Below are 25,620 nucleotides of genomic sequence, written 5' to 3'. Positions count from 1 at the left end.
AACGGGCTGCCTGACGTCGGGCAGATTAAGACTCACATCACTGATGGTTAAGACGCGGCCCTGCAGCTTGCCGCGCAGGCTGAACTGGTCGCCGTCGTAGCGAATATCCTGCACCGTCGGGGTCAACGACGCGGTCAGTTTGCCCTGCCACTGTTGCCAGGGCGAGAGCGTCAGGCGGTCGATGGTCAGCCAGGTATTGGGCAGCATCGATTGCCATTCGGCGAGGGTTTTCGGCGCGGCGGGCGTTGGCTCGCTGGCGGGGATTTTACTCAGGCAGGCGCTGTTAAGATCCAGCCCGGCAATGGTGATTTTCCAGCGGCTCGGGTGGCTGAGGGTAGCATCTTCAACGCGGGCAATTTCGCAGTCATCCACCAGATAGCGCAGATCGGAAATCACCAGTGCATTACGGGTCAGGCGCGGGCTTTTTTCAAAGGCGATTCGGGTGCCCGCGGGTAGCCAGACCCCGGCCAGAGTGGGTACCCATTGCGCGAGCGTAAGCAGCAGCGTCAGCGGCAATAAAATGATTAACAGTAAAAGCGCGATCGCGGCTTTGTATTTACCCTTCATGGGCAGTCAATATCCTGATTTAGCGAAAATTAGCCGGTTTTGCCGGATAGTGTGGCATGTTTCGCCAGACAGTTGAAGCGAAGGCCATTGTAAGAATAGATGCGATAACGCGGTCTGCTCGCGTTTTGCTGGCCTTATCGTCAGTAGATGGGGGGCAATCACAGCCATAAAAAAACCGCCTGAATGAAGGCGGTTTATTAATCGTATCTAAAGCGGTCTTCTGATCCCATCTGGGTCATCAGGATCCAGCGGGTCATTCACATCAGGGATATCTTCCCCGGGAAGCGGGTCGACGTCACCAGGAACAGGATCGTTTACACCAGGAAGCGGGTCGCCGACACCCGGCAATGGGGAATCATCAGGAACAGGATCAATATAATCTGGACGATCAGCCATAAAGCCTCCGTCAAATTTCGGTTGTTAATGCAGCACATCGCCACCCTAAAACTATAAGTTATGCTTATGTTTATATCGAGCGGAGCGGTTGAGTATTCACTTCAGGCTGCTGTTTTTTCTAAGGTTATAGCGCGCACGCTGGAAAGCACAGCGGATCGTCCCTATTGGTGACGGGATCGCGCGGCCAATGAAAGCGCTTCAGTTTGATGATCATAGAGTTATTGCCCGGAGATGATGTAAAATCATTATCAGAACTTATTGAAATCAATAATATTTTAAAAATTGTAAGATTATTTTAATCATGCTAACGTAGTTCCAAAATCACTGGAGAAAGTCTCATGAAACTCGCGATTTATAGCACAAAGCAGTACGACAAAAAGTATCTGCAACATGTTAACGAGGAGTATGGCTTCGAACTTGAATTTTTCGACTTTCTGCTGAACGAAAAAACGGCGAAAACCGCGCACGGTTGTGAAGCGGTCTGTATTTTCGTTAATGACGACGGCAGCCGTCCAGTGCTGGAAGAGCTGAAAAAGCATGGTGTTAAGTATATTGCGCTGCGCTGCGCGGGCTTTAACAACGTGGATCTGGATGCGGCGAAAGAGCTGGGTCTGAAAGTGGTTCGCGTCCCGGCCTACTCGCCTGAAGCGGTAGCCGAACATGCTGTCGGCATGATGATGTCCTTAAACCGACGCATTCACCGTGCTTACCAACGTACCCGTGATGCCAACTTCTCGCTGGAAGGCCTGACCGGTTTTACGATGTATGGCAAAACCGCCGGGGTGATCGGCACCGGTAAAATTGGCGTGGCGACGCTGCGTATTCTGAAAGGTTTCGGTATGCGCCTGCTGGCCTCCGACCCCTACCCAAGTGCGGCAGCGCTGGAGCTGGGCGTGGAGTATGTGGATCTGCCGACCCTGTTCGCCCAGTCCGACGTGATCTCCCTGCACTGCCCGCTGATGGCAGACAACTACCATCTGCTGAACGACGCCGCCTTTGCGCAGATGAAGGACGGGGTGATGATCATCAATACCAGCCGCGGGGGATTGATTGATTCTCAAGCCGCGATTGAAGCGCTGAAAACGCAAAAAATCGGCGCGCTGGGAATGGACGTTTACGAAAACGAACGTGACCTGTTCTTTGAAGATAAGTCTAACGATGTGATCCAGGATGACGTGTTCCGCCGTCTGTCCGCCTGCCACAACGTGCTGTTTACCGGCCACCAGGCGTTTTTGACCGCCGAGGCGCTGATCAGCATTTCAGAAACCACGCTCGGTAATCTGCGCCAGCTGGAAAACGGCGAAGCCAGCCCGAACGAACTGGCCTGATTTATCACCAGGCTCTCTTCGCACGGAGAGAGCCTTTTCGCTCCCCATTTTCAGATTTTCCTGCAAGACAAAATCCTTCCCGGCCATAAACTATGCTGTAGCTATTTGTGAAGTGAATACATTGAGAAGAAACATGAAGACGCTCGTTGCAGTAACGATCCTGAGCATGGCGCTGGCTGGCTGTGTAAATCCGGGGAAAGCCTCTGTGCAGGAAGAACAACTTCAGAAGCATCGTTTTGTTCTGGAGAATATTAACGGCAAAGCCATCACTCCGGGGATGACGCCTGCACCTGAGATTGCCTTCGGGGAAGACATGGCCATCTCAGGCGTAATGTGCAACCGCTTTAGCGGTCAGGGCAAGCTGTCTGACGGGGAGCTAAAGGTCAACGCGCTCGCCATGACGCGTAAACTCTGCGCCGAGCCGGAGTTGAACGAACTGGATCACGCCATTGGCACCATGCTGCGCAACGGTACACAGGTCGATTTGACCGAAGATCAGCTCACGCTGGCCACCGCCGACACCACGATGGTGTTTAAACGCGCAGAGTAATCAGTAGTTCCCGCAGGATCCGACGGCAAGCGACTGCTCACTGCAACGTTTGCCGTTTGGCAGCGCGCACATGCCGATGGCTGAGCCATCCAGCTGACGCGCAACGGACATTGAGCCGCCAATCATGGCGCAGTTAGCTTGTCCGGAGTTGGACATCGCCGCTCTCATTCCCGGCGCGACGTGCGCGGCGGTGGCCTGCTGAACAGGTTCATTACTACAGGCCGACAGTAACAAAGCGGCACACCCAATCCAAAATCCTGCGCGCATAATCTCTCCCCACATTAAATTGCGAAACCTATGCATAATAGGCATCCCGCCCCTTGCCGTCGAGAGCGACGCTGCGTTTTTCTGCGCTGTCAAAACAAATAGCGCCTGATTTCAGGCAAAAGTTTGATCAAACCCGTGATGGCGTGAATGCGCAGGACACAAAAGCGAAAATCGAAAAAGCCCGCCTTTGCTAAAATATAAAGATAACTACAGGATCCGTCGTTGTATCACGGGTCCCTTTTTCTTTGCGCAATGTAAGGGTGTCATATGCAAACTATTGACGGGAATGGCGCAGTCGCGTCCGTCGCGTTCCGCGCCAGTGAAGTCATCGCCATCTACCCGATTACCCCGAGTTCAGCCATGGCGGAACAGGCTGACGCCTGGGCGGGCAATGGGCTGAAAAACGTCTGGGGCGATGTCCCACGCGTGGTCGAAATGCAGTCCGAAGCCGGTGCGATTGCCACCGTCCACGGGGCGCTGCAAACCGGGGCCCTGTCGACGTCGTTTACCTCGTCCCAGGGGCTGCTGTTGATGATCCCAACGCTGTACAAGCTGGCGGGTCAGCTCACCCCCTTTGTACTGCACGTTGCGGCACGCACCATCGCCACCCACGCCCTGTCGATTTTTGGCGATCACTCTGACGTCATGGCCGTCCGCCAGACCGGCTGCGCGATGCTCTGCGCCAGCAGCGTGCAGGAGGCACAGGATTTTGCGCTGATCTCGCATATGGCCACGCTGAATAGCCGCGTGCCGTTTATCCATTTCTTCGACGGTTTTCGCACTTCCCATGAAATTAACAAAATCGTGCCGCTGTCTGACAACACGATTATGAAGCTGCTTCCGCAGGCGGAAATTGATGCACACCGCGCCCGCGCGCTGAATCCGGAACATCCGGTGATCCGCGGCACCTCCGCCAATCCGGATACCTATTTCCAGTCCCGCGAGGCCACCAACCCGTGGTACAACGCCGTTTATGACCACGTCGACCAGGCGATGGCGGACTTTGCCGCCGAAACCGGGCGTGAGTACAAACCGTTTGAGTTTTACGGTCATCCGCAGGCCGAGCGCGTTATCGTGATCATGGGGTCTGCCATCGGTACCTGTGAAGAGGTGGTGGACGAGCTGCTGGGCCGGGGCGAAAAGGTCGGCGTGCTGAAAGTGCGACTCTATCGCCCGTTCTCGGCCCGACATCTGCTGTCGGTGCTGCCGGAAAGCGCACGTACCGTCGCCGTACTGGATCGTACCAAAGAGCCTGGCGCGCATGCCGAACCGCTGTATCTGGACGTGATGACCGCCCTGGCCGAAGCCTTTAACAGCGGCGAGCGCGAGACGCTGCCGCGAGTGATTGGCGGGCGTTACGGACTGTCGTCTAAGGAGTTTGGCCCGGACTGCGTGTTGGCCATCTTCAACGAGCTCAGCACCGCAAAACCTAAACCGCGCTTTACCGTCGGTATTTATGACGATGTGACCACTCTCTCTCTGTCGTTACCGGAAAACACCCTGCCTTCGAAAGCTAAGCTCGAAGCGCTGTTCTACGGTCTGGGCAGCGACGGCAGCGTGTCGGCCACCAAAAACAACATCAAAATTATTGGTAACTCGACGCCGTGGTATGCGCAGGGTTATTTCGTCTATGACTCGAAAAAAGCCGGCGGCCTGACCGTGTCTCACCTGCGCGTCAGCGAACAACCGATCCGCTCAGCGTACCTGATTTCGCAGGCTGATTTCGTTGGCTGCCACCAGCTGCAGTTTATCGATAAATATCAGATGGCCGAGCGCCTGAAACCGGGCGGTATTTTCCTGCTGAACACCCCGTACAGCGCCGACGAAGTCTGGGCCCGACTGCCGCAGGAAGTGCAGGCGGTGCTGAACCAGAAAAAAGCGAAGCTCTTCGTGGTCAACGCGGCGAAAATCGCCCGCGAGTGCGGCCTGGCGGCGCGTATCAACACCGTCATGCAGATGGCGTTTTTCCACCTGACGAAGATCCTGCCGGGGGACAGCGCCCTGATGGAGCTGCAGGGCGCGATCGCCAAAAGCTACAGCAGCAAAGGGCAGGAGCTGGTTGAACGTAACTGGCAGGCGCTGGCGCTGGCTCGCGAGTCGCTGGCCGAAGTGCCACTCCAGCCGGTAAATGCGCACAGCCCGAACCGTCCGCCGGTGGTCTCCGACGCCGCACCCGATTTTGTCAAAACCGTTACTGCCGCCATGCTGGCCGGACTGGGGGACGCCCTGCCCGTCTCCGCCCTGCCGCCGGACGGCACCTGGCCAATGGGCACCACCCGCTGGGAAAAACGCAACATCGCCGAAGCCATCCCGATCTGGAAAGAGGAACTGTGTACCCAGTGTAACCACTGCGTGGCGGCCTGCCCGCACTCTGCGATTCGCGCTAAAGTGGTTTCCCCGGAGGCCATGGAAAACGCGCCAGCCAGCCTGCACTCGCTGGATGTGAAATCCCGCGATATGCGCGGACAGAAATATGTTCTGCAGGTCGCGCCGGAAGACTGCACCGGCTGTAACCTGTGCGTGGAAGTGTGCCCGGCGAAAGACAGGCAGAACCCGGAAATCAAGGCCATCAATATGATGTCGCGCCTTGAGCATGTGGAAGAGGAGAAAGTGAATTACGACTTCTTCCTCGACCTGCCGGAAATCGATCGCAATGCCCTTGAGCGTATCGATATCCGGACTTCGCAGCTGATCACCCCGCTGTTTGAATACTCTGGTGCCTGTTCCGGCTGCGGTGAAACGCCGTACATCAAGCTGCTGACCCAGCTGTACGGTGACAGAATGTTGATCGCTAACGCCACCGGCTGTTCGTCGATTTATGGCGGTAACCTGCCCTCGACGCCGTACACCACCGACGCTAACGGTCGCGGTCCGGCGTGGGCAAACTCCTTGTTCGAAGATAACGCCGAATTTGGCCTGGGCTTCCGCCTGACGGTCGATCAGCACCGCGTGCGGGTGATGCGTCTGCTGGCACAGTTTGCGGACCAGATCCCAGCCGCGTTAAACGAGGCCCTGCACAGCGAAGCCACACCGGACGTGCGTCGCCAGCAGGTGGCGGAGCTGCGTCAGGCGCTGGCGGGCGTCGAAGGCGCACAGCAGCTGTTAACCGATGCTGATGCGCTGGTCGAGAAATCGATCTGGCTGATTGGCGGTGACGGCTGGGCCTATGACATCGGCTTTGGCGGCCTGGACCACGTCCTCAGCCTGACCGAGAACGTGAACATTCTGGTGCTGGATACCCAGTGTTATTCCAACACCGGTGGCCAGGCATCGAAAGCAACGCCGCTGGGCGCGGTAACCAAGTTCGGTGAGCACGGTAAACGTAAATCGCGCAAAGATCTGGGCGTCAGCATGATGATGTACGGCCATGTGTATGTGGCGCAGATTTCGCTGGGGGCACAGCTTAACCAGACCGTGAAAGCCATCCAGGAAGCGGAATCCTATCCGGGCCCGTCGCTGATCATCGCCTATAGCCCTTGCGAAGAGCATGGTTACGATCTGGCGCTCAGCCACGATCAGATGCGCCAACTGACGGCAACCGGCTTCTGGCCGCTGTATCGCTTCGATCCGCGTCGCGCTGATGAAGGTAAACTGCCGCTGGCGCTGGACTCGCGTCCGCCGTCCGATGCGCTGGCGGAGACGCTGATGCAGGAGCAACGCTTCCGTCGTCTTAATGCCCAGCAGCCTGAGGTAGCAGAGCAGTTATGGAAAGATGCTGCTGCCGATCTGCAAAAGCGCTACGACTTCCTGGCACAAATGGCCGGTAAAGCCGAAAAACCGGTCGGCGAATAACCCCTTCGCCCGGCGCATTATGCCCGGGCGTATATTTCTGCATAAAAAAAGCCCAACGAATTAACGCTGGGCTGGTCCTAAAAGAAATAAATAACAGGTTAATTTCTTAAAATGCATTTATTCAATAAATGGATAAGACGTCCTCAGGCATATAACGGACCAGAGTTTACTGCGCTCATCGGGTAAAGAATAATTTTTATTTTATATAAACCAGCCAAACTCATTCATCAAACTTATGATCATTTCATTTGCAGCAAATTCTTTAGATTTCACTTAATTAGTAACAATTATACTTTATAAGGAGTAGGAGGGAGTGATTTAGCATGTGACATCTTTCCATCGCAGAAAGTTCAATGGAAAGTTTTAAACTTATTAACTATAAAAACAGCATAAGGAATAGTCACAATGCAAAGAAAAGTACTGGCTCTGATGATCCCAGCCCTGCTGATGGCGGGTGCAGTAAATGCCGCTGAAGTTTATAATAAAGACGGTAATAAATTAGATCTGTACGGCAAGGTTGATGGCCTGCACTATTTCTCTGACGACAGCGGCGCTGATGGCGATCAGACCTATGTGCGTCTGGGCTTTAAAGGCGAAACCCAGATTAACGACATGATGACCGGTTACGGCCAGTGGGAATATAACATCCAGGCTAACAACACCGAAGGTTCCGGTAACCAGTCCTGGACCCGTCTGGCATTTGCTGGCCTGAAATTCGACCAGTACGGTTCATTCGATTATGGTCGTAACTACGGCGTTCTGTACGACGTTGAAGGCTGGACCGATATGCTGCCAGAGTTCGGCGGCGACACCTATACCAAGGCTGACAACTTCATGACCGGCCGTGCGAACGGCGTAGCGACCTACCGTAATTCTGACTTCTATGGTCTGGTTGAGGGCCTGAACTTCGCATTGCAGTATCAGGGCAATAACGAAAGTGCCGGTAACGGTAACGAAGGCACCAACAACGGTCGCGGCGCACGCAATCAGAACGGCGACGGTTTTGGTATCTCCTCAACGTATGATTTCGGCATGGGCTTCAGTGCAGGTGCGGCATATACCTCTTCTGACCGTACTAACCAGCAGATAAATCAGACCACAGCGGGTGGCGATAAAGCCGATGCATGGACCACCGGCCTGAAATACGATGCCAATAATATCTACCTGGCGACCATGTATTCTGAAACCCGTAACATGACCCCTTACGGTGATAACGATGACGCGGTAGCGAATAAAACGCAGAACTTTGAAGTGACGGCACAGTACCAGTTCGACTTCGGTCTGCGTCCGGTTGTTTCTTATCTGCAGTCTAAAGGTAAAGATCTCGGCAACGGTCAAGGCGATCAGGATCTGGTTAAATATGCTGAAGTGGGCGCGGTTTACTACTTCAACAAAAATATGTCCACCTACGTTGATTATAAAATTAACCTGCTGGATGAAGACGATCAGTTCTACAAAGATAATGGCATCGGTACCGATGACATCGTCGCACTCGGTCTGGTTTACCAGTTCTGATGATATTAGCCCGCGTAACGACGCGGGCTTTCTCTTTTTATTCTTAAAATAGTTTGCTTATTTCCCCATCCGCCTGATGAATTTTTGTTCATATCCTTTCGCGCTGACATGCCATCTTTTTCACACTTTTTGTTGCGCCACCCTGGCCATTTGATACAAGATAAATCGCATGTCTGCACTGCTGTAAAGGACCCGCTATTGTGATCCACCACGCTGTTAAATCTTCCCGTATCGCCTCTATTGCTTACGATAAATGTAGCGAGACGCTTGAGATCCGCTTTCGCGATCGGAGCGCCTGGCAATATCAGAGCGTCCCGGTACGGATTTTTAACGATTTTTTGAACGTGGTTTCTAAGGGTCGCTTCTATGACGGGGTAGTTAAAGGCAAATTTAAAGAAACCAAAATTGCCTGAAATATCCTTAGGATGCCTGGTATGTTTAATCACATTGCGCTGGCCGCGCTGACCTTACTCACCTGCCTGTGGTTTGCGCTCATTTTCGATGTTGCCAATATTGTCGGTCATCTCGGTGAAGCCCTTCTTATTCTTGATAACAATTAATCATCTGGGCTGCTAAGCGCGCGATAAGTCGCGATTCTCTTCTGAGCGCGAATCAGCAAAAAAAGGATGATGCAGGCGGCGACCGGCACCAGCCAGTCCAGCAGACTGCTTATATTCCATACCCGGTAATCAAAACCGCCGTACCACGGCATGTTAGCGCGCTTACCGTGGCCAAACAGGGCGATCCAACGATACTCAGCCTGGGTGTGTTCTCTGGCGATGAACCAGATGCACCCTATCGCGCCACCAATCGCCCATCTTCCGCGCGTGATACCAAATATACACTGCAGTACAACAGCCGCGAGAGCATGCCCCAGCGGCGACAAATCGATCATGTCCTGTCCTTTTCCACCAAATCAAAACAGTATCGGTAAAACTCAGCGCTTATCCAACTGTTCGGCGCTCTTTTTAAGATAAGCCTCCTGAAACATTTTTTCCGAGTAGGTAAGCGTCATTTCTGTGGACAGATGGGGGGCGTCGAGCTCAATCACATCGTTATCATTTTCGTACCTGGCGTATTTATCCCCTACCACTGAGATGTTATGTTTTCGCACCGTGTATTTTTGCGACAGCATCTGGTGCATTTGGTCGAATTTATTCTTGTCGATATCAATGACTACAGCAGTCACTCTCCCCGCTTTATTGAAGATAACCGCATTGTTTTTGATCCCTTCCAGCACCAGCTCGTTTGTCGGGATTGAGTAGATATCCCCCTCGCCCCACTTGCTGCGCCCTTCATGCTGAGCCGACGGCCAGGCTTTCGTAAACTGATTGAGTGTGGTTTGCCCCAGGGTCAATCCTAACGCCGTGGTGTTCGCCTGTGCTGATGAGTACCCTGCAAGCAAAACAACAACGCCAAACATCAAATGCCATCGCTTATTCATAGTTATCGCCTCAATGTGTCAATCCTGTTTGATTTCCTGGCACATTTAGTACCTGCCCCTGTTCAAGCGTACAGGCGACGTTGGCATTAACACATGAGCCTTTATAATGATTGCGCGATGAGGGCACCGTACTAGTTACTGAGTTTGCGCGGGTGTATGCCGGGCCAGATATAAAACGTGCTGACATTCATCGCCGTAATCCGTACCATACACGCCATACTTTTTCATGTTGACCTGCAGTCCCCCCGTCTGAACGCTGGGCGGCATGCACGGCGTTTGCCACGAACGAATTGAGCCATTATTAAATGTCGCAAAATCAAGATATTACCAAGAAAGACCAGTACAACCTGAACAAATTACAGAAGCGTCTGCGCCGCAACGTCGGCGAAGCCATTGCAGACTACAACATGATTGAAGAAGGCGACCGGATCATGGTTTGCCTGTCTGGTGGCAAAGACAGCTATACCCTGCTGGAGATCCTACGCAACCTGCAGCAAAGCGCGCCGATCAATTTTTCACTGGTTGCGGTCAACCTGGATCAAAAACAGCCCGGCTTCCCGGAACATATCCTGCCGGAATATCTGGAACAGCTGGGCGTTGAGTACAAAATTGTCGAAGAGAACACCTACGGCATCGTTAAAGAGAAGATCCCGGAAGGCAAAACCACCTGTTCTCTGTGCTCTCGCCTGCGTCGTGGCATTTTGTACCGCACGGCGACTGAACTGGGCGCGACCAAGATTGCCCTCGGTCACCACCGTGACGACATCTTACAGACGCTGTTCCTGAACATGTTCTACGGCGGTAAAATGAAAGGCATGCCGCCTAAGTTGATGAGCGACGACGGGAAGCATATCGTTATTCGTCCCCTCGCCTACTGCCGCGAAAAAGACATTGAGCGTTTTGCCGAAGCAAAAGGCTACCCGATCATTCCATGCAACCTGTGCGGTTCGCAGCCAAACCTGCAGCGTCAGGTGATTGGCGATATGCTGCGCGACTGGGATAAACGCTACCCGGGACGTATCGAAACCATGTTCAGCGCCATGCAGAACGTGGTGCCGTCGCACCTGAGCGATATTAATCTGTTTGATTTTAAAGGGATTAAGCACGGCTCTGCCGTCGTGGACGGTGGCGATCTGGCGTTTGACCGGGAAGATATCCCGATGCAGCCTGCGGGCTGGCAGCCGGAAGAAGACGACACTCAGCTGGATGAAATGCGTCTGAACGTGGTTGAAGTGAAGTAACTATCAGGCGTCTCAGAGGTCACTCTGAGACGCTTTCCCGCCCGCTTATTTCAGCAGACGCACTTTACAGCTTTTGCCTTTAATCTTGCCGTCCTGCAGCTGTTTCCACGCTTTTTTCGCCACCGACTGACGCACCGCCACATACACGTGCGCCGGATGTACGGCAATTTTGCCGATATCCGCACCGTCCAGCCCAATATCACCGGTCAGCGCACCCAGCACGTCGCCGGGACGCATTTTGGCTTTTTTACCGCCGTCGATACACAGGGTTACCATCTCCGCGGCCAGCGGCACGATGCCGACGTTGGCAGGCGCCTCTACCCAATTGAGTTTGATCTGCAGCATTTCAGCCAGAATGTTAGCACGCTGCGCCTCTTCCGGAGCACAGAAGCTGATCGCCAGACCGCTGTTGCCCGCACGCGCGGTACGCCCGATGCGGTGCACGTGAACCTCCGGATCCCAGGCCAGCTCGAAGTTGACCACCAGCTCCAGCGATTTGATGTCCAGACCGCGGGCCGCAACATCAGTGGCAACCAGCACGCGGGCGCTGCCGTTAGCAAAACGCACCAGAGTCTGGTCACGATCGCGCTGCTCCAGATCGCCATGCAGGGACAGCACGCTCTGACCGGCTTCCGTCAGGGCATCGCATACTGCCTGGCAATCTTTCTTGGTATTACAGAACACCACGCAGGAGGCGGGCTGGTGCAGGCTGAGTAATTTTTGCAGCAGCGGGATTTTTCCGCGCTGGGTGGTATCAAAAAATTGCTGCTCAATCGCGGGCAGTGCATCCACGGAGTCGATTTCAATCGCCAGTGGATTTTGCTGCACACGCCCGCTGATGGCGGCAATCGCCTCCGGCCAGGTCGCGGAGAAGAGCAAGGTTTGACGTGATGGAGGGGCAAAACGGGTCACTTCATCGATGGCGTCGCTAAAGCCCATATCCAGCATGCGGTCCGCTTCGTCCAGCACCAGTGTCTGCAGCGCATCAAGCGACACCGTACCCTTCTGCAGGTGATCGAGCAAACGGCCCGGCGTGGCGACAATAATGTGCGGCGCGTGCTGGAGTGAATCACGCTGTGCGCCAAACGGTTGTCCGCCGCACAGGGTTAAAATTTTGGTATTTGGCAGGAAACGCGCCAGACGGCGTAACTCTCCCGCCACCTGTTCGGCCAGCTCGCGCGTCGGACACAGCACCAGCGACTGCGTCTGATACAGGGTGGCATCAATCTGCTGTAACAGCCCAAGACCAAATGCCGCCGTTTTACCACTGCCGGTTTTTGCCTGCACACGGACGTCGCGTCCTTCAAGGATCGCAGGCAGTGCGGCGGCTTGCACAGGGGTCATCGTCAGGTAACCCAACTCGTTAAGGTTATCGAGTTGGGCGGCAGGCAGTACATTCAGCGTTGAAAAAGCAGTCACAGTTATTCTCGCGGTAAAAGGCTCACAGTCAGCAGGCGCGTATCCTCGCAGATCTCCGCCTCTGATGCGACATTTTAATCGGGACTTCGTCGGGCGGCGGATCGGGCATCGGCTGTGGACGCGGAGCCGGTTCAGGAATCGGCATCGGGTCGGTCGGGACCGGATCCGATTGCCGCGTGTGTTGCAGCAGCAGTGATAATAACATCGACATATTCCCCTCCAGACAATCTGGGTTGACTCTTTTAGGGTAGTCGCTGCTGAGTCGCAGGCAAAAAAAAGCCGACTTATTTAAGTCGGCGTCGTACGAATCAATTTTGCTATGCAGTAATTCAAAAAAGGAAGTAAGACAATATGGAGCGCAACGCCCATCGCTTGACGTTGCATTCACCTGCGGGAGTGATAGTGCACCTTGTGGGTAAACGGTTTATTGACTTCGCTCAATTAAAATGGCGTTTTAAGATATTCAGAAAGTCCTAAGCGTATAAATTTACAACCATTTACTGCGATGCAACCACCACGCAACACCCCCAATCAAAACCACTAACATGATACAAAACAGCGAGAAGCCAAAGCGGAACTCTCCACCGGGGATGCCCCCAAGATTCACGCCGAACAGGCCTGTTAAGAAGGTACTGGGTAAAAAGACCATCGCCATCAGCGACATGGTATAGGTGCGCCGGGAGAGCGATTCTTGCATCACCTGCGCGATTTCATCGGTGAGAACCGCCGTGCGGGCAATACTGGCGTCAATCTCATCAAGACCTCGCCCCAGCCTGTCGGCGATATCCTGCATCAGGCGGCGCTGATCGTCACTCATCCAGCTGAGCCGCTCGCTGGCCAGGCGGGCATAGACATCGCGCTGGGGGGCCATATAGCGACGCATCACGATCAGCTGTTTGCGCAGCAGCGCCAGGAATCCGCGAGGCGGGATAACCTGATCGATCAGGTTATCTTCCAGGTCAATGATCTTATCGTGCAGTTCTTCGATAAATTCGCTGGCGTGATCGGTCAGCGCATCACAGACATCCACCAGCCAGCCACCGCAATCCTGCGGACCGCTGCCCTCTCTTAAATCGCCGACCACATCATCAAGCGCCAGCACTTTGCGCTGACGGGTGGAGACAATCAGGCGCTCATCCATATAGAGGCGCATCGCCACCAGCTGATCCGGCCTTTCATCGGTGCTGCCATTTATACAGCGCAGAGTGATTAAGGTGCCTTCGCCCATCCGGGTGACCCGGGGGCGCAGACTTTCCCCGGCCAGCGCGTCGCGCACGTTATTAGGTAACAGCGGCGTGGTAGCCAGCCAGTGTGCGCTCTCCGGGTGGGTATAATTAAGATGCAGCCAGCAGGGATGCTGCTGATCGATAATATCGTCGTTTGTCAGCGGTCTGGCTCCGCCTTTGCCATCGAATAACCACGCAAAAACCGCGTCAGGAACGTTAACTTCCGATCCTTTTATGCCTTCCACAGCGCCTCCACCATTCGCAAATCATTGTTGTCAGTCTAGCTACCCTGAGACGTTAATCAACAATTTACCCCGGCATCGCGCTGAATTCGTTCATAAAAGAGAGTAATCCGGAATCTGCAGAGACAAAAAAGCCTGGCGAACCAGGCTGTTTTATCAGAAGACGTGTTCCGCTCGCGTTTGATAACTCAACGGCTGGACGGCGCCTCCCGGTTCCAGATGGAAGTTGCGGGTGCGGGTCTGCAGTTCGACGACCTGGCTTTTCAGCACCGCTGACGACCCGGAAAGTTCTTCCACCATCACCACGTTGCTCTGGGTAATCTGCTCCAGATCGTTCAGCGCCACGGTGATTTGCGCAATGCCCTTCTCCTGCTCGTGCGTTGAGGTGGAGATTTCGTCCATCAGCTTGCTGACCTGCCCGGAACCGTTGACGATCTCATGCATATTTTTCTCAGCTTCTGCCACCACCGTCGCCCCCTGGCTGACGTTGCTGCTGGTAACGTCGATCAGGGATTTGATGTTTTTGGCCGCTTCCGCGCTGCGGTGCGCCAGGCTGCGCACTTCGCCCGCAACAACCGAGAAGCCTTTACCGTGATCGCCTGCGCGCGCGGCTTCAACGGCGGCATTCAGCGCCAGGATATTGGTCTGGAACGCGATGCCATCAATCAGGGAGATGATTTCGGTCATCTGTTGGGCACATTCGGTAATCGAGTGCATGTTGTTGGCCACCTGTCCCATCAACGCGCCCCCTTTTTTCGCCTGCTGGGTCGCCAGATTCGCCCGTTCGTTGGCAAGTCGGGTGTTGTCGGCGGTATTTTTGGTGGTGGCCGCCATCTGTTCCATGCTGGCGGAGGTCTGGATCAGGGAGGCTGACTGCAATTCCGTCTTGGCCGACAGCGCCGTGCTGCGGGCAGCAAGTTGTTCAGAAAGGGTCATCGCCGTCTGGGACGACGAACGGATCTCGCGCACCAGGGTCGCAAGGTTGTCCGACAGCGTGTTGATACCGGGGATCAGCCTGCCCGCACAGTTGTTTCCGAATTCAGGAATGGTGACGCCCAGATTGCCGGAGACCACCTCTTCAATACTTTTTTTCACCGTATTGATCGGCCGCACCAGATATTGAGTCATGTAAAACTGCAGGAAAAGAAAGGCAACGACAAAAATAACATTAAGTGCAATTAACAGTGATGTTCGCTGTGCTAAAAAGAGAACCAGACCTTCGATTAATAAAAACACAATCACCAGATAACTCAGAATAAAAGTCCTTACGCTAATGTTTCTAAGCATAATAGATCCTGCAACACGCTTTCTTAGTAGGTATAAAACTTATAGCACCCGGCATTTATTTTTTCACCTTCATTTCGTATAGGTATTTTCTTTGCGGTTAAGCGCGAAGAGTTTGCCTTAAGGTGGGATTTAACTCCGCGATAGCGAAAACCATCATCATGAGATACTGCTTAACGCTGTTTACTGAATGCAACCGGGTAAATATCGATTAAGACACTCATTAATTAATCTTAACTTAAGCGGTAGACGGCATCCTGCTCCTGATTATTAAGTGTGGCTAAACCCTATAATATTGAATATATTCTTGGCGTTCCACGTAAAAAACACTTAATGTTTTCTCGGAATTAATCCGATAAAGCCTGAAATAAAGAATAGCGTTTTACGGCGTGGTCCCTGGCGGGCGCCTGTCTATCTCTCTGAATGTTAAGCGTGAGAATGCTGATGATGTACATTTCCTGGGACCCTGTTCTGATAGGAATTTCGTATCTGGTGGCCTTTATTGCCTCTTTTGTCGCGCTGGACAGCGCCGGCAAAGTACTGCTCGCCGGGAAAAATACGTCCCTGTTCTGGCGTTTCGCCGGCGGGATTACCCTGGGGGTGGGGATCTGGTCAATGCATTTTATCGGCATGCTGGCGATGCGCATGCCGGTGATGATGAGCTACGACCTTGGGCTGACCCTGTTCTCATTTGCCATCTCGCTGGCCGCCACCACGCTTGCCATTAATATTGCCGTGTCAGGCAGTTCGCTGTCGGTTGCGCGCCTGTTACTGGCGACCGCGATCCTCAGTACAGGGGTGGTATCGATGCATTACGTCGGTATGTCCGCCCTGATGAGCCACAGCGATATCCACTGGAACCCCGCAATTGTTCTGCTTTCAGTTTTTATTTCGATCGTCGCCTCGGGTGTCGGTCTGTGGCTGGCCTTTCATCTGCGGCAAAATCATAAAGGTGCGGTGATGAACCGGATTGTTGCCGCGCTGGTGATGGGAGCGGCGGTCTGCGCCATGCATTATACCGGCATGGCGGCGGCTAACTTTCATTCGGGTCAGCACGCGATGGCCGGGGGCGTTAGCGAAGCGGGGCTGTCGATTTGGGTCTCTGCCACCACGCTGGTGTTGCTCGGCATTATGCTGGTCATTTCCCTCGTCGATTCGCACACCCGCACCCACCGGCTGACCGAGAACCTGCGCCAGCTGAATAACCAGCTAGAGATCCAGGCGCGCTATGACGCCCTGACTGGCCTTGCCAATCGCCATCAGATGGACTCTCTGCTGCAGGATGGATTGCGTCAGGCCAGGGACGCGGGCAGCATGTACGCGCTTATCTTCCTCGATCTCGATCGCTTTAAGGCCGTGAATGACACCTGGGGACATTTTGTCGGGGACGAGCTGCTGATTAACGTCGTCCAGCGCATCAACGCCCACTTAACGCCTGAGATGACCCTCGCCCGGATGGGTGGCGACGAGTTTGTGGTGCTGGGTCCCAACAGCAGCACTGCCCAGGTCACTGAATTATGCACTGCCCTGGTCAGCGACATTGAGCAGCCCTTTTACCTCTGCGGGCATACGCTGAATATCTCCCTGAGCGCGGGGGTCAGCTTCTATCCGGACCACGGACAGACGCTGCACGAGCTTAAGCTGAAAGCCGATACCGCGATGTATAACGTCAAAAATGATGGACGTAACGGCTGGGCCATTTACCACGTGGGGATGTCGCAGGCGCTCTCCGCCACGCCGGGACTGCTGCAGGATCTCTCCCTGGCGCTGGCACGCAGCCAGTTTGAAGTCTGGTATCAGCCCAAGTATTGCGCCCAGCGCAACGATATCATCGGCTTTGAGGCGCTGCTGCGCTGGCGCCATCCGGAACAGGGTATTTTACCGCCCGCCGCCTTTTTACCGGCGCTGGAAAAAACCGGTCTGATTATGCCAGTAGGCAACTGGGTGATTAACGAGGCCTGCCGCCAGTTGCAGATTTGGGATCAGGCCGGGCATTCCTGGACACTGGCGATCAATTTATCGCCCATCCAGTTTGAACAGCCCGATATATTCTTCGTGGTGACGGAAGCCTTACGAAAATACTCTTTGTCACCCACACGCCTGATCGTTGAAGTGACCGAAAGCTCCGCCCTTAAAAACCTCGACCGCAGCGTCCAGCTGCTCGATGAATTCAGCAAAGTGGGGATCACCGTTTCTATTGATGATTTCGGCACTGGCTATTCAAATATGTTGATGTTAAATACGCTGCCGGCAAAAGAGTTAAAAATTGATAAAAGTTTTATTAAAAATATGAGTCACAGTGAAACCAGCGCCAAAGTCGTAGCGACCATCATCAACGTTGCCCGTAGTATGAATATGAATGTGGTAGCGGAAGGTATTGAAACACAAGAACAGCTGGCGCTATTAACCACTCTCGGCTGCAGCTACTTACAGGGCTTTTTATTTTCTCACCCGCTCCCCGCCGACCGAATTCACGTATTAACCGATCAAAAAACCGCAGAAAATAAAACTATTCCAGCTGGTAAAATTAATACGAATTTCCCGGCAATCTCACAAAAAAATCCTGCCTGAACGCATGAAGTAGAGTATGTTTCAGAGAAACCCACGCGAGCTTGAGCCGTCGTGGACCTCTGGCACTTACACTGTGCCGATAAAAGGGATCGACATATGCCAGCAGGGTTTGATGCGCTGAATGTTCTTAACACGCCCGTCTGGCTGGTCGCGCCGGTCACGGAATATCTGCTGTTCGCCAATTCTGCAGCCAAAGAGATAATGCATGACGCGACGCTGGATACCCTGCGTAAAGGCCCCAACTCTGCTCATGCCCAAAATGCCCTGTCGATGTACGTTCCGGACTTAAAAATAAAGCAGGATATCGTCGAGATCTGGACGGTAGGGCCCCACAATCAGCAGTTTAGTCTCACCTGTCGCCTCTCCCTTGCCACCTTTGAGGGGGTCGGCGAGGTGATCGTCTTCGAAGGGATTGCTCGCCAGCCGCCTGGCGGCCTGAAAGCCACGCGGTCCGCCACCTACCAGCGCAAGAAGCAGGGTTTTTACGCCCGGTTTTTCCTGACCAACAGCGCACCGATGCTGCTAATCGACCCCTCCCGCGACGGGCAGATTGTGGATGCTAACCTCGCCGCGCTCAATTTTTACGGCTATACCCACGATGCGATGTGCAGCAAGCACACCTGGGAAATAAACACCCTGGGCCGCAATATCCTGCCGGTAATGGCCGAAATCGCCCGTCTGCCAGGCGGACATAAGCCGCTCAATTTTGTCCATCGCCTCGCTGATGGCAGTACCCGCCACGTGCAGACCTACGCCGGGCCCATTGAGATTTACGGCGACAAGCTGATGCTGTGCATCATTCACGATATCACCGAACAAAAAAGGCTCGAGCAGGAGCTGGAGCACGCCGCCCAGCACGATTCATTAACTGGCCTGCTCAATCGCCGCCAGTTTTATCACCTCACCGATCAAACCTCGCCATCCCAGCTGCCTGTGCAGCAGGAGTTCAGCCTGCTGCTGGTCGATACCGATCATTTCAAGCGCATCAACGATATGTTTGGCCACCAGAAAGGCGATGAGGTGTTGATCGCCCTCTCGCGTATGCTGGAAAGCGCCTGTCGAAAAGATGACTACGTGTTCCGCTGGGGTGGCGAGGAGTTTGTGCTGCTGCTGCCCCGCACCTCGCTGGAGGCGGCCATGCAGGTAGCAGAAACCGTGCGTGCAGCAGTCGCACACATTGCACTCCCGGGCCTGCCGCGTTTTACCGTCAGTATTGGCGTTGCGCGACATAATCCGGATGAAAATATCGACGCGCTGTTTAAGCGGGTAGATGATGCGCTGTATCGCGCAAAAAACGATGGGCGGAACAGAGTGCTGGCCGCGTAATAACATCCTTTGTATGTTACGTATTATTCCTTGAGGAGTGGTTTAGATGAGCAAAAAGATTCTGATGCTGGTCGGGGATTATGCCGAAGATTACGAAACCATGGTGCCTTTTCAGGCGCTACAGATGATTGGCCATCGCGTTGACGCAGTCTGTCCGGATAAAGCCAAGGGCGATTTCATCCAGACTGCGATCCATGATTTTGACGGTGCCCAGACCTACAGCGAAAAACCTGGCCACCGCTTTGTTCTCAACGCCGATTTTGCCGAAGCGAAAGAGCAGGATTATGACGCTCTCTTAATCCCCGGTGGACGCGCCCCGGAATATCTGCGCTTAAATGAGGATGTAATCAAGCTGGTACAGGCCTTTGATAAAGCGGGTAAACCGATTGCCGCCGTGTGCCACGGCCCGCAGCTTTTGGCCGCCGCAGGCATCCTGAAAGGCCGCACCTGCAGCGCCTACCCGGCCTGCGCGCCAGAGGTACGACTCAGCGGTGGACACTATGCCGACATTGGTATCGATCAGGCGCACGTTGACGGTAATCTGGTCACCGCGCCCGCCTGGCCTGCCCATCCCCAATGGCTGGCGAAATTTGCCGAAGTGCTGCAGCAGTAAATCGGGCATAAAAAAAACGCCAGGCCTCGCAACGGAGGCTGGCGCTTTTTTTTGCGTTAACGGTTAGTGCTTCTCGATATAAATAGTGCGGCTGTACGCCACGTCTTCCGGGTTATTAATCGGATACCCCTTCACCCAGGGTTTGATTAAACGCCCGTTGGTGTACTGGTAGATTGGTGCGATCGGCGCTTTTTCGGCGAGAATTTTTTCCGCCATGTTGTAATCCGTATTGCGGGCTTTCACCGTCGTCTCCAGCGCCGCCTGGCTAATCACCTTGTCATACGCCGGATCGTTGAAGCGGGAGATGTTGCCAGTGTGGGTGGAGGTCAGCAACGACAGGAACGTTGACGGCTCGTTGTAATCCCCGACCCACGAGGCGCGGATCACATCAAAATTGCCGGTATTGCGGCTGTCGATATAGGTTTTCCACTCCTGATTTTGCAGCTTCACCTCTACGCCGAGATTTTTCTTCCACATCGATGCGACCGCAATGGCGATCTTCTGGTGGTTTTCCGAGGTGTTGTACAGCAGGGTCAGCTTCAGCGGTTTCTGCGCATTGTAGCCCGCCGCCTGCAGCAGGGTTTTGGCCTGTGCATTCATCTCTTCCTGGCTCATCTGCTCGAATGGCGACGGCTCCGGGGTAAAACCGGCGGTTACGTCAGGGGTAAAGTGCCATGCAGGCTTCTCGCCGGTACCCAGCACTTTATCTGCCATGATCCGCCGATCGATGGTCATGCTCAGCGCCAGACGTACCCTGGCATCCGCCGTCGGGCCTTTCTGGGTATTAAACGCGTAGTAGTAGGTTCCCAGCTGCGGCGGGGTATAGACCTGGCCCGGAATGTCTTTCAGCAGCTTCTGGTACAGGTTTTTCGGGAAGGATTCGGTGATGTCGATCCCGTCCGCGAGATAGCGTTTAGTGGCAGAGGACTCCTGGTTAATTGGCACAAAGGTGACGGTCTGTAGCACGGTTTTGGCGTTATCCCAGTAGTGGCCGTTGCGCTCAACCACCAGCTTCTCATTCACCACCCGCTCCTTCAGGGTATAGGCGCCATTACCCACCAGCGCGCCAGGGCGGGTCCACTCGAGGCCGCTCTCGACGTTGGCTTTTTGCACCGGATAGAAAGCAAAGCTCGCGGTCAGGTTCGCAAACCACGGCAGCGGTTTATCAAGCTGGATGCGCAGCGTGCGGCTGTCGACCGCCGTTACCCCGAGTTTATCCGGCGTGGCTTTGCCATCGATAATCGCCTGGGCATTGGTGATGCCCGCCAGCGCGGCGAACCAGGCGAAAGGCGACGTGGTTTTAGGATCAACCAGACGCTGCCAGCTGTAGACAAAATCTTGTGCAGTCACCGGGGTGCCGTCCGACCACTGGGCATTGTCGCGCAGGGTAAAGGTCCAGACCCGGTTATCGTTGCTCTGCCAGCGGGTGGCGACGCCGGGCATTAGTTCACCCTTTTCGTTCTGATTCACCAGACCTTCGAACAGATCGCGGATCACCTGAATTTCGGGCAGGCCCACTGCTTTCGCGGGATCGAGGGAAGCGGGTTCATCTTTAATATGGCGCACCAACTCCTGCTTTTGCGCCAGTTCCGTTCCGGCAGGAACGTCAGCCGCAAAGGCGGAAGAAGAGAGGCCGCAGAGCCACAAGGCAGAACAAATCAGCGAAACCGGATGCTTCATGAGATCCCCTTTAAAAGGATGGGTAACGAGCAGAGGGTAATTATTTGTTTCAGAACAGGGTAATGCAAATATCTTCCGTCGAAAAGTTGATATATAGCGGATTTCGCTGCGGGCTTAAACTATTTGATTAACCGCGTGTTTTGCACAACACTGCCATTAAACTCTCTCTTTTTCAGGAACCTCTATGTCCTTTACCCGCCCACGAACGGAACGCGGCGCTTTTCCGCCGGGAACAGAACATTATGGCCGCTCGCTCCTTGGTGCGCCGCTAATCTGGTTCCCGGCGCCGCAGGCCGATCGCCACAGTGGCCTGATCATCGCGGGCACCCACGGCGACGAGAACTCATCGATTGTAACCCTCTCCTGCGCGCTGCGAACCCTGGCCCCGGAACAGCGGCGCCATCACGTGGTGCTGACCGTCAACCCGGACGGCTGCCAGCTGGGGTTACGTTCGAATGCGCGCGGGGTAGATTTAAATCGCAACTTCCCTGCGGCCAACTGGCGGGCCGGTGAAACGGTCTACCGCTGGAACAGTGCAGCACAGGATCGGGATGTGGTATTGCTGACGGGGGAAAAGCCCGGTTCAGAGCCGGAGACGCAGGCGCTGTGTCAATTGATCCATAAGCTGCATCCAGCCTGGGTGGTGTCGTTTCACGATCCGCTGGCCTGTATTGAAGATCCCGCCCATAGCCCGTTGGGAAGCTGGCTGGCGGATGCGTTTTCGCTGCCGCTGGTCACCAGCGTCGGATACGAAACGCCGGGATCGTTTGGCAGCTGGTGCGCCGATTTAAGCCTGCACTGCATTACCGCCGAGTTCCCGCCGATCTCGTCAGACGAGGCCAGCGAGAAGTACCTGAATGCAATGACCGGGCTGTTACGCTGGGAACATCAGAGATGAACCACGCCGGTGGTAAAGTGCAGCGCGGGGGAGACATCCACCGCCAGCCAGGTGGGGCCATCGAGATCGGCAAACATCACCTCGCCCGCCAGCGGTAAGGCAGCACTAATCGCCCGCGACGTGCAGAGCATGCAGCCGAGCATCAGGGAAAAACCGCCCCTCCGCGCCTCTGTGGCCAGCGCCAGCGCTTCGGTGATGCCGCCGGTTTTATCCAGCTTAATATTCACCATCTCGTAGCGCCCTTTCAGCGCGGGCAAACTCGCGCGGGAGTGGCAGCTCTCATCGGCACAGATCGGCAGCGGATGGATGAAATTCTCCAGCGCAGCGTCGTCCCCGGCTGGCAGGGGTTGCTCGAGCATGGCGACGTTCAGATCCGCCAGCAGCTGGCAGCGCGCCGCCAGCCCTTCGCCGTGCCAGGATTCGTTAGCATCGACAATCAGCGTGGCCTGCGGGACGGCATCCCGAATGGCTACCATCCGCTCGCTAATCAAATGATCGTCCAGCTTCACTTTCAGAAGCCGCGCTCCGGCGGCGTACAGCGCTTTGGCACTGGCCGCCATCTGCGCCGGTTCACCAATCACCACCGTCTGGGCGGTGACAACCGTCTGCGGCAGCGTCGCACCGGTCAGTGCGGCAAGCGTAACGCCCTGCTGGCGGGCGGCTAAATCCCACAGGGCGCTGTCAACAGCATTGCGCGCCGCACCGGGAGGCAGCAGATCCTGCAGCGCTTCCCGCGTCAGCCCGCGCTCCAGTTGGGGTGCCAGCGACATCACCTGGGCCATCACCGAGGCGATACTCTCCCCGTAGCGAGGATACGGCGTGCATTCGCCAACCCCTTTCACACCCTCTTCTTCGATCTCGACCACCACCACGCAGGCTTCGCTCCGGGTTCCCCGGGAGATGACAAACGGCGTATGCAATGGCCAGGCCTCTTCGTAAACCTTGACGGTCCTCATCTCTCACTCCTGTAGGGCGACTTCGTGTAAATAGCGTTTGCCGTGTTATCAGCTGATGACATACACTAGCGGCGACGTTAACTATATGTAAACAGGAAGATATCTATGTCACAACTCGTTCATTTCCAGGGCAACCCGGTTTCAGTTGCAGGATCCATTCCTCAGGCTGGTAGCAAAGCGCAGGCTTTTACTCTCGTAGCAAAAGATCTGTCTGACGTCGTGCTGAGCCAGTTTGCCGGCAAACGTAAAGTGCTGAACATTTTCCCAAGCATCGATACCGGCGTGTGTGCCGCTTCCGTGCGTAAATTCAACCAGCTGGCGACTGAAATGGACAACACTGTTGTGCTGTGCATCTCTGCCGACCTGCCGTTCGCTCAGTCCCGCTTCTGCGGTGCAGAAGGCCTGAGCAACGTTATCACCCTGTCCACCCTGCGTAGCCCTGAGTTCCTGCAGGACTATGGCGTCGGCATCGCTGAAGGCGCCCTGAAAGGCCTGGCTGCCCGTGCCGTGGTCGTGGTTGACGAAAACGACACCGTCGTCTTCAGCCACCTGGTGAATGAAATCACCACCGAGCCAGACTACACTGCCGCGCTGGAAGCACTGAAAGCGTAAGTGCATAAAGAAAGCCTCCTGACGGAGGCTTTCTTGTTTTTACTCCTCGCCCTTCTTCTGGCTCAGACCATACTCGCGCAGCTTATTGGCAATCGCGGTGTGTGAAACCCCAAGCCGTTTCGCCAGCTTACGCGTGCTCGGATAGTTACGATACAGCTGCGTCAGCACCGAACGTTCAAAGCGGCTGGTAATATCATCCAGCGACCCTTCCATCGCCTCTTCGCCTACCGCCACCGATCCGGCATCGTAATCCGGCAGCAGAATGTCCTGCGGTCGCAGTTCGTAGCCTTCCAGCTGGGTCAAGGCGCGATAAATTGCATTCTTCAACTGACGGATATTTCCCGGCCAGCCGTAGCGGGTGAGCACGTTATTAAGATCGGCAGAGAACTTCGGTCGCGGGATCCCCTGCTCGTCGGCAAAGCGCGCCACAAACAGTTCGGTCAGCGGCATGATGTCCTGCGGACAGTCGCGCAGCGGCGGAATATTCAGGGTCAACACGTTCAGACGATAGTAGAGATCTTCCCGGAAGACGCCCTTTTGCACCAGCTCGACCAGATTCTTCTGGGTGGCGCAGATCACGCGCACATCCACATGCACCTCATGATCTTCCCCGACCCGGCGGAAGGTGCCGTCGTTGAGGAAGCGCAGCAGCTTGGCCTGCATCCGCGGTGACATTTCACCGATCTCGTCCAGCAGCACCGAGCCCCCGTTGGCCTGCTCGAAGAAGCCTTTTTTGCCCTCCGGCGCGTGGCCGAATAGCTCGCTTTCCACCGCATCTTCCGGAATCGAGGCGCAGTTTAACGCCAGATACGGTTTGGCCGCACGCGGACCGGCCTGATGGACCGCATGGGCCAGCAGATCTTTGCCCGTTCCGGTGTCGCCGGTGATAAGCAAAGGTGCCGCCAGATTCGCCAGCTTGCGCGCCTGATCGACCACATGACGCATTTTCGGACTCACCGCCACAATCTGGCTAAAGGCGCTGACATCCTGGCTCGCCAGGTTTTGCAACTGACGCCCCATTCGCACCGTGGAGCGCAGCATGATAACTGACCCGGTCAGGGTGCTGAGGTTGTTTTCGCCCTGCAGGTAGACCGGCGTGATCTCCATCAGGAAGTTCTGTCCGTTGATGACCACGTGTTCGCTGTGCGTTGACTGCGGGTTGCTCTCCAGCCAGCGCTGGAAATTGAAGCCGGGGATCAGCTGGGCGGCATTGTGGCTGCTCAGTTTGTCCTGCTCCTGGGCAAACAGCTGGCAGCTCGCCAGGTTGGCGCGTTCAATTTTGCCTTTCAGATCAAGGGACAAAAAGGGTTCCGGCATCGCTTCGAGCAGCGCGCTCAGGGCCAGATGCTCGCGTTCGGAGGGCATCCAGGGCACGGTGCGAACATCCGTAACGCCAGCGATACGGCGGATTTCAGCCATTAAACTGCTGAATGTATCGAAGGCAATTTCAGCAAAGTTCAGATAAATCTTCCCGATTGGGTCAATCTCGATGCCGCGCAGATCAATGCTACGCAAAACAAGGAGATCGAGTAACTCGCGAGTCAGGCCGAGACGGTCCTTACAAAACACTTCCAGACGCATGGGAAAATCACTCTATAGGCGGTAACACTGAAATGATAAGCCAGATATCGGCAATCGGGAAGACGGCTGTCAACAAATATTGACAGCCTGAGCGTTTAGTGGCGGAGTTTTG

General features: G+C 54.9%; 24 protein-coding genes. 12 read left to right on the top strand and 12 right to left on the bottom strand.

Annotated features, from left to right (window positions below; translation table 11 throughout):
• Both ACRDD5_RS04915 and ACRDD5_RS04910 read right to left on the bottom strand, forming a co-directional pair.
• Nucleotides 1–567: intermembrane phospholipid transport protein YdbH family protein (locus tag ACRDD5_RS04915; RefSeq protein WP_438676091.1), on the bottom strand; the 567-nt coding region annotated here is incomplete at its 3' end.
• A gap of 207 nt (nt 568–774) precedes the next feature.
• A complete protein-coding gene (locus ACRDD5_RS04910) occupies nt 775–963 on the bottom strand; it encodes a hypothetical protein (protein WP_438676090.1) in 189 nt (62 codons plus the stop codon).
• 338 nt (nt 964–1,301) lie between these two features.
• Between ACRDD5_RS04910 and ACRDD5_RS04905 the strand changes: the two genes are divergently transcribed.
• Complete coding sequence (locus ACRDD5_RS04905) at nt 1,302–2,291, top strand: 2-hydroxyacid dehydrogenase (RefSeq protein ID WP_438676089.1); 990 nt, start codon at nt 1,302–1,304, stop codon at nt 2,289–2,291.
• 133 nt (nt 2,292–2,424) lie between these two features.
• Nucleotides 2,425–2,841: a heat shock protein HslJ gene (hslJ, locus tag ACRDD5_RS04900; RefSeq protein WP_438676088.1), complete on the top strand. Its 417-nt coding sequence runs from the start codon at nt 2,425–2,427 to the stop codon at nt 2,839–2,841.
• Here the strand turns inward: hslJ and ACRDD5_RS04895 are convergent, their stop codons facing one another.
• Nucleotides 2,842–3,108: a putative hemolysin gene (locus tag ACRDD5_RS04895; protein ID WP_271284238.1), complete on the bottom strand. Its 267-nt coding sequence runs from the start codon at nt 3,106–3,108 to the stop codon at nt 2,842–2,844.
• Between the two features lie 267 nt (nt 3,109–3,375).
• Between ACRDD5_RS04895 and nifJ the strand changes: the two genes are divergently transcribed.
• The 4 genes from nifJ to ACRDD5_RS04875 all read left to right on the top strand — a co-directional run bounded on the left by nifJ (nt 3,376) and on the right by ACRDD5_RS04875 (nt 8,975).
• The gene (gene nifJ, locus ACRDD5_RS04890) at nt 3,376–6,900 is read left to right on the top strand and encodes a pyruvate:ferredoxin (flavodoxin) oxidoreductase (protein WP_438676087.1); all 3,525 of its coding nucleotides are present in this window, start codon (nt 3,376–3,378) and stop codon (nt 6,898–6,900) included.
• Nucleotides 6,901–7,305: 405 nt separating this feature from the next.
• Complete coding sequence (ompC, locus tag ACRDD5_RS04885) at nt 7,306–8,415, top strand: porin OmpC (RefSeq protein ID WP_271284236.1); 1,110 nt, start codon at nt 7,306–7,308, stop codon at nt 8,413–8,415.
• Between the two features lie 200 nt (nt 8,416–8,615).
• Entirely contained in the window at nt 8,616–8,828 is a 213-nt protein-coding gene (locus ACRDD5_RS04880) for a KTSC domain-containing protein (protein ID WP_271284235.1), read from the top strand.
• A gap of 21 nt (nt 8,829–8,849) precedes the next feature.
• On the top strand, nt 8,850–8,975 hold the full coding sequence (locus ACRDD5_RS04875) for a hypothetical protein (RefSeq protein ID WP_438676086.1): 126 nt from the start codon (nt 8,850–8,852) through the stop codon (nt 8,973–8,975).
• Here ACRDD5_RS04875 and ACRDD5_RS04870 read toward each other — a convergent pair.
• A complete protein-coding gene (locus tag ACRDD5_RS04870; protein ID WP_438676093.1) occupies nt 8,972–9,307 on the bottom strand; it encodes a hypothetical protein in 336 nt (111 codons plus the stop codon). The genes ACRDD5_RS04875 and ACRDD5_RS04870 overlap by 4 nt on opposite strands.
• A 45-nt stretch (nt 9,308–9,352) precedes the next feature.
• Entirely contained in the window at nt 9,353–9,859 is a 507-nt protein-coding gene (locus ACRDD5_RS04865; protein WP_438676085.1) for a hypothetical protein, read from the bottom strand.
• A 305-nt stretch (nt 9,860–10,164) separates the two neighbouring features.
• Between ACRDD5_RS04865 and ttcA the strand changes: the two genes are divergently transcribed.
• The gene (gene ttcA, locus ACRDD5_RS04860) at nt 10,165–11,100 is read left to right on the top strand and encodes a tRNA 2-thiocytidine(32) synthetase TtcA (RefSeq protein ID WP_271284232.1); all 936 of its coding nucleotides are present in this window, start codon (nt 10,165–10,167) and stop codon (nt 11,098–11,100) included.
• A gap of 45 nt (nt 11,101–11,145) precedes the next feature.
• On the opposite strand, the gene dbpA is transcribed toward ttcA, so the two are convergent.
• From dbpA to ACRDD5_RS04840, 4 genes are all read right to left on the bottom strand, one after another.
• Complete coding sequence (dbpA, locus tag ACRDD5_RS04855; RefSeq protein ID WP_271284231.1) at nt 11,146–12,519, bottom strand: ATP-dependent RNA helicase DbpA; 1,374 nt, start codon at nt 12,517–12,519, stop codon at nt 11,146–11,148.
• 28 nt (nt 12,520–12,547) lie between these two features.
• Entirely contained in the window at nt 12,548–12,730 is a 183-nt protein-coding gene (gene ynaL, locus ACRDD5_RS04850; RefSeq protein ID WP_438676084.1) for a proline-rich small protein YnaL, read from the bottom strand.
• 276 nt (nt 12,731–13,006) lie between these two features.
• Nucleotides 13,007–13,990, bottom strand: a complete 984-nt coding sequence (gene zntB, locus ACRDD5_RS04845; RefSeq protein ID WP_271284230.1) for a zinc transporter ZntB — start codon at nt 13,988–13,990, stop codon at nt 13,007–13,009.
• A gap of 153 nt (nt 13,991–14,143) precedes the next feature.
• Nucleotides 14,144–15,274: a methyl-accepting chemotaxis protein gene (locus tag ACRDD5_RS04840; RefSeq protein WP_438676083.1), complete on the bottom strand. Its 1,131-nt coding sequence runs from the start codon at nt 15,272–15,274 to the stop codon at nt 14,144–14,146.
• Between the two features lie 441 nt (nt 15,275–15,715).
• Between ACRDD5_RS04840 and ACRDD5_RS04835 the strand changes: the two genes are divergently transcribed.
• The 3 genes from ACRDD5_RS04835 (at nt 15,716) to ACRDD5_RS04825 (ending at nt 19,781) form a co-directional block, all read left to right on the top strand.
• Nucleotides 15,716–17,842, top strand: a complete 2,127-nt coding sequence (locus tag ACRDD5_RS04835; RefSeq protein ID WP_438676082.1) for a putative bifunctional diguanylate cyclase/phosphodiesterase — start codon at nt 15,716–15,718, stop codon at nt 17,840–17,842.
• A gap of 96 nt (nt 17,843–17,938) precedes the next feature.
• The gene (locus tag ACRDD5_RS04830) at nt 17,939–19,168 is read left to right on the top strand and encodes a sensor domain-containing diguanylate cyclase (protein WP_271284228.1); all 1,230 of its coding nucleotides are present in this window, start codon (nt 17,939–17,941) and stop codon (nt 19,166–19,168) included.
• 46 nt (nt 19,169–19,214) lie between these two features.
• Nucleotides 19,215–19,781, top strand: coding sequence for a DJ-1/PfpI family protein (locus tag ACRDD5_RS04825; RefSeq protein WP_438676081.1), 567 nt, complete (start codon nt 19,215–19,217; stop codon nt 19,779–19,781).
• Between the two features lie 63 nt (nt 19,782–19,844).
• On the opposite strand, the gene ACRDD5_RS04820 is transcribed toward ACRDD5_RS04825, so the two are convergent.
• Nucleotides 19,845–21,461, bottom strand: coding sequence for a peptide ABC transporter substrate-binding protein (locus ACRDD5_RS04820; protein WP_438676080.1), 1,617 nt, complete (start codon nt 21,459–21,461; stop codon nt 19,845–19,847).
• Between the two features lie 184 nt (nt 21,462–21,645).
• On the opposite strand from ACRDD5_RS04820, the gene mpaA reads away from it, so the two are divergent.
• Nucleotides 21,646–22,359, top strand: coding sequence for a murein tripeptide amidase MpaA (gene mpaA / locus ACRDD5_RS04815; protein WP_438676079.1), 714 nt, complete (start codon nt 21,646–21,648; stop codon nt 22,357–22,359).
• Here mpaA and ycjG read toward each other — a convergent pair.
• Nucleotides 22,350–23,315: an L-Ala-D/L-Glu epimerase gene (gene ycjG, locus ACRDD5_RS04810; RefSeq protein WP_438676078.1), complete on the bottom strand. Its 966-nt coding sequence runs from the start codon at nt 23,313–23,315 to the stop codon at nt 22,350–22,352. The genes mpaA and ycjG overlap by 10 nt on opposite strands.
• A gap of 105 nt (nt 23,316–23,420) precedes the next feature.
• Here ycjG and tpx point away from each other — a divergent pair, with 105 nt between their 5' ends.
• Nucleotides 23,421–23,927: a thiol peroxidase gene (gene tpx / locus ACRDD5_RS04805; protein ID WP_271284223.1), complete on the top strand. Its 507-nt coding sequence runs from the start codon at nt 23,421–23,423 to the stop codon at nt 23,925–23,927.
• 39 nt (nt 23,928–23,966) lie between these two features.
• Here the strand turns inward: tpx and tyrR are convergent, their stop codons facing one another.
• Entirely contained in the window at nt 23,967–25,508 is a 1,542-nt protein-coding gene (tyrR, locus tag ACRDD5_RS04800; RefSeq protein WP_438676077.1) for a transcriptional regulator TyrR, read from the bottom strand.
• Nucleotides 25,509–25,620 lie beyond the last annotated feature (112 nt).

Source organism: Silvania sp. (genome assembly GCF_051656365.1).
In the GTDB taxonomy this organism is placed as follows: Bacteria; Pseudomonadota; Gammaproteobacteria; order Enterobacterales; family Enterobacteriaceae; genus Enterobacter; species Enterobacter hatchlandensis.
The sequence above is the reverse complement of the archived record's forward strand: the minus strand, read 5'-3'. Positions and strand labels throughout refer to the sequence as shown.

Excerpts from the sequence above, each read along its gene's own strand:
- ACRDD5_RS04910 (WP_438676090.1), bottom strand. The coding sequence starts at position 963 with ATGGCTGATCGTCCAGATTATATTGATCCTGTTCCTGATGATTCCCCA.
- ACRDD5_RS04905 (WP_438676089.1), top strand. The coding sequence starts at position 1,302 with ATGAAACTCGCGATTTATAGCACAAAGCAGTACGACAAAAAGTATCTG.
- hslJ (WP_438676088.1), top strand. The coding sequence starts at position 2,425 with ATGAAGACGCTCGTTGCAGTAACGATCCTGAGCATGGCGCTGGCTGGC.
- ACRDD5_RS04895 (WP_271284238.1), bottom strand. The coding sequence starts at position 3,108 with ATGCGCGCAGGATTTTGGATTGGGTGTGCCGCTTTGTTACTGTCGGCC.
- nifJ (WP_438676087.1), top strand. The coding sequence starts at position 3,376 with ATGCAAACTATTGACGGGAATGGCGCAGTCGCGTCCGTCGCGTTCCGC.
- ompC (WP_271284236.1), top strand. The coding sequence starts at position 7,306 with ATGCAAAGAAAAGTACTGGCTCTGATGATCCCAGCCCTGCTGATGGCG.
- ACRDD5_RS04875 (WP_438676086.1), top strand. The coding sequence starts at position 8,850 with ATGTTTAATCACATTGCGCTGGCCGCGCTGACCTTACTCACCTGCCTG.
- ACRDD5_RS04865 (WP_438676085.1), bottom strand. The coding sequence starts at position 9,859 with ATGAATAAGCGATGGCATTTGATGTTTGGCGTTGTTGTTTTGCTTGCA.
- ttcA (WP_271284232.1), top strand. The coding sequence starts at position 10,165 with ATGTCGCAAAATCAAGATATTACCAAGAAAGACCAGTACAACCTGAAC.
- ynaL (WP_438676084.1), bottom strand. The coding sequence starts at position 12,730 with ATGTCGATGTTATTATCACTGCTGCTGCAACACACGCGGCAATCGGAT.
- ACRDD5_RS04840 (WP_438676083.1), bottom strand. The coding sequence starts at position 15,274 with ATGCTTAGAAACATTAGCGTAAGGACTTTTATTCTGAGTTATCTGGTG.
- ACRDD5_RS04835 (WP_438676082.1), top strand. The coding sequence starts at position 15,716 with ATGATGTACATTTCCTGGGACCCTGTTCTGATAGGAATTTCGTATCTG.
- ACRDD5_RS04830 (WP_271284228.1), top strand. The coding sequence starts at position 17,939 with ATGCCAGCAGGGTTTGATGCGCTGAATGTTCTTAACACGCCCGTCTGG.
- ACRDD5_RS04825 (WP_438676081.1), top strand. The coding sequence starts at position 19,215 with ATGAGCAAAAAGATTCTGATGCTGGTCGGGGATTATGCCGAAGATTAC.
- ACRDD5_RS04820 (WP_438676080.1), bottom strand. The coding sequence starts at position 21,461 with ATGAAGCATCCGGTTTCGCTGATTTGTTCTGCCTTGTGGCTCTGCGGC.
- mpaA (WP_438676079.1), top strand. The coding sequence starts at position 21,646 with ATGTCCTTTACCCGCCCACGAACGGAACGCGGCGCTTTTCCGCCGGGA.
- ycjG (WP_438676078.1), bottom strand. The coding sequence starts at position 23,315 with ATGAGGACCGTCAAGGTTTACGAAGAGGCCTGGCCATTGCATACGCCG.
- tpx (WP_271284223.1), top strand. The coding sequence starts at position 23,421 with ATGTCACAACTCGTTCATTTCCAGGGCAACCCGGTTTCAGTTGCAGGA.
- tyrR (WP_438676077.1), bottom strand. The coding sequence starts at position 25,508 with ATGCGTCTGGAAGTGTTTTGTAAGGACCGTCTCGGCCTGACTCGCGAG.